The sequence below is a fragment of the Actinomadura formosensis NBRC 14204 genome, assembly GCF_001552155.1.
Classification (GTDB): Bacteria; Actinomycetota; Actinomycetes; order Streptosporangiales; family Streptosporangiaceae; genus Spirillospora; species Spirillospora formosensis.
The window spans coordinates 1-3,121 of the sequence record NZ_BCQQ01000253.1; the positions used below are offsets into that span (position 1 = coordinate 1).

Here is a 3,121-nt window from a genome sequence, read left to right on the forward strand (position 1 = left end):
CCAGCATGATTTGACGCTGCGGCTTGCCGTAGGTGAGGCAGACCTGCACCAGCGGGCCGGTCTGCTCACTATCGATTTCCGCCTGGACCGGACCACTGAGCGGCTCGGCGAAGTACCGGACCAGCCAGGCGGCGCCCCTGTCGGCGTCCGGGCCACCACGTCGGCCCTTCTCGTCCAGGTCGAGATGGGCCAGCCCAGCGGTGTCCCGCTGACGGATCTTGGTAATGACCTCGCCGACGCGGGCACGAAGGTCGGCGTCGTCGTAGCCGGTGAAAGTGACATTCGCTGGCGGTTCAGGCGCCTTGTCGTGCTGCGAGCACCCCGCCATGGCCAATGTCCCGGCCAGGGCGGCCGAGGCCATCAGGAGACGGCCGCGCCGATGCCCTGTGCACCGAACCGGGATCACCACGCCACCCAGGCAAAGCCGACGCCACCCTTATAGATCCCGTAGACCTGCCACAACGGCTTATAGGTGTCGCCGTGCGGCTTATGGTTCACGCGATTTTGCTGATCCATACAAATCCCGTACACGCTGTTCGCGGTCTTCTCCTGCCGTTGTCCACAACGTCCATGGGCCGTAGGGCTAGCAGATGGTGCCGGTGAGGTCGATGGTGCGAGAGGAGGTGCCGACCATGGCCTTGGCGCAGCCGGGTGCTCTCTTCCATGCCCGGGTGCGCTGGTCCCAGTAGGCGAACGCGCGGGCGTCCAGCGGGAAGGTCACCTTGACCGACTGCCCCGGCGCGAGGCCGGCCTTGGTAAAGCCCTTGAGCTGTTTGGGTGGCTGGGCTGCGCCGGGGGCGGCCCGCAGGCCCAGGTACAGCTGCGGGACGGCGAGGCCGCGGCGCTTGCCGGTGTTGGTGACGGTCACGGTGACGGCGGTGCGGGTCGCCTTCAGGCCGGTGAGTTTGAAGGTGGTGTAGGACAGGCCGTGGCCGAAGGGAAAGGCTGGGGTGATCTTGCGGGTGTCGTAGTGGCGGTAGCCGATGTTGACGCCCTCGGCGTAGGTGACCTTGCCGCCGGTGCCGGGGTAGTGGGCCGGGTCGCCGGAGGCGGGAGCGTCGCCCTCGGTGGCGGGGAAGCTGACGGGCAGGCGACCGCCGGGGTCGGTGTCGCCGTACAGGACGCGGGCGATGGCGGCGCCGCCGCGCTGGCCCGCGTACCAGGTCTCCACGATGCCCTTGGTCTTGGCCGCCCAGGGGGTCAGGACGGGGCCGCCGGTCTGCAGCACGACCACGGTGTTGGGGTTGGCGGCGGCGACGGCGTCGATGAGGGCGTCCTGGTCGCCGAGGGTCTGGTCCTTGGCGGTACCGCACTTGAGCGTCAGGCAGGTCACGTCGGCGTCCTCGGCGCGGGCGTCGGCGGCGACCACGACCGCGACCTGCGCGGCGCGGGCGGTGTCGGCCGCGGCCTGCGGGTCGCTGCCATCGTTGTAGGTGACGTTGCCCGCGCCGGCGCGGGCGATGATGCCCTGCAGCGGGGTGGTCGTGGAGGTCGGCTTGACGTACATCGAGCCGATGCCGCTGCGGAACTGGTCGGCGGCCCTGCCGATCACCGCGACCTTGGTGCCGGTGTTCAGCGGCAGGACGCCGCCGGTGTTCTTCAGCAGGGTGATGCCCTGCTCGGCCAGGTCCTGGGCGGTGGCGGCGTTGCGGGTGTAGCCGGCCTCGCCGTCATTGGCACGCTTGGGCTTGTCGAACATGCCGTAGGCGAACATCACCCGCAGCCGGGCCTGTAGCCGGGCGTCGATGTCGGCCCATGTGATCTTCCCCGATGTCAGGGCCGAGGCCAGCGCCGGCGGGGTGTATCGCACCCCGACCGGCATCTCCAGGTCCAGGCCGGCCTTGATCGAGCCTTCGGTGTCCTTGGCGGCCAGCCCCCAGTCGCTGACCACCATGCCGTCAAAGCCCCACTGCTTGCGCAGGACGCCGTCCAGCAGGGTCTTGCCCGAACAGCTGGGCCGGCCGTTGACCAGGTTGTAGCCGCACATCACGCTCGCCACCTTGCCCTGGCGGACGGCGGCCTCGAACGGCGCGAGGTAGATCTCACGCAGCGTGCGCTGGTCGATGACCGCGTTCACGGCGTAACGGTTCTCTTCCTGGTTGTTGGCCGGGAAGTGCTTGACCTCGGCCATCAGCCCGGCCTTCTGCACCGTCCTGATCCAGGCCACGCCCATGCGCGAGGCCAGCAGCGGGTCCTCGCCGTAGGACTCGAAGGTGCGTCCGCCCTTGGGGGTGCGCACGATGTCCACCGCCGGGCCCAGCACCACGTCGTTGCCGCGGTGCGCGGCCTCGTCGGCCACCACCCCTGCCGCCCGTCCGGCCGCGGCGGTGTCGAACGTCGCCGCCAGCGACAACCCGGCCGCGAGCGCGGTGTTGGGGCCCTGCTTGACGCCCATCGACCCCGCGTCCACCAGGTACAGGTCCGGGATTCCGAGGCGGGCGACCCCGTGCACGGTTCCGGCGCGGAACCGGGCGTCGTCGGTGGCGCGCAGCGGCCCCACCAGGTCATCGCCTGCCAGCAGGGCGAGCTTCTCGTCCCCGGTCAGCGCCTTCACCACCAGCTTCGCCCGGGTGCCCGGAGGCAGCGAAGCGTCGCACCACGGGCGGCCCTTCGGCGTCGCGCACGGCGCGGCGGAGGTGCCGGCGGTCAGGGAGGCCGGACGGGAAGCGCCGGTGTCCGAGAACGCGAGGGAGGTCAGGCCCGTGGCCACAACAGCTGCCCCGACGGCAGCCAAAAAAGTCCGCTTAGGCACGAGCTGAAACAGTAGACCAGGAAAGCGATCTTGTACACGGGTTCAACAAGGAAAGTTCCTGACAAGCAGACACCGCGACACGACCCCGCGCGACCTGGGGTTTGCGTGATCACGCCACGGTACTTGATTGGCCCTTCCACGCTGCTTAGTGCAACCAGCCATTGCGGCCGCCTCCGGGCGGCGAGATGCCCGGACGGCCGCTGAACATGACTTTGGATCAGTCGATGTGTCCGGACTCGCAGAAGGTACCGGGAATTTTCTCCATCTTGGGTGGCCGGTCAGGAAGGTCTGCGAATCTCGAGGCAGAGAAGGTCCATAGCCCGGGACCATGGTGGATGGTCAGTCTATCCTCTTCATAGTTGTTGAAGT

Annotated in this window: 2 protein-coding genes; both read right to left on the reverse strand. The window is 69.0% G+C overall.

The genetic code is table 11. The annotated features are described in order from the left end of the window. On the reverse strand, positions 1–361 hold a 361-nt coding region (locus tag AF1_RS32215), incomplete at its 3' end, for a hypothetical protein (protein WP_157419417.1). Positions 362–583: 222 nt separating this feature from the next. Next, positions 584–2,710, reverse strand: a complete 2,127-nt coding sequence (locus AF1_RS32220) for a glycoside hydrolase family 3 C-terminal domain-containing protein (RefSeq protein ID WP_067808068.1) — start codon at positions 2,708–2,710, stop codon at positions 584–586. Between the last annotated feature and the right edge of the window lie 411 nt (positions 2,711–3,121).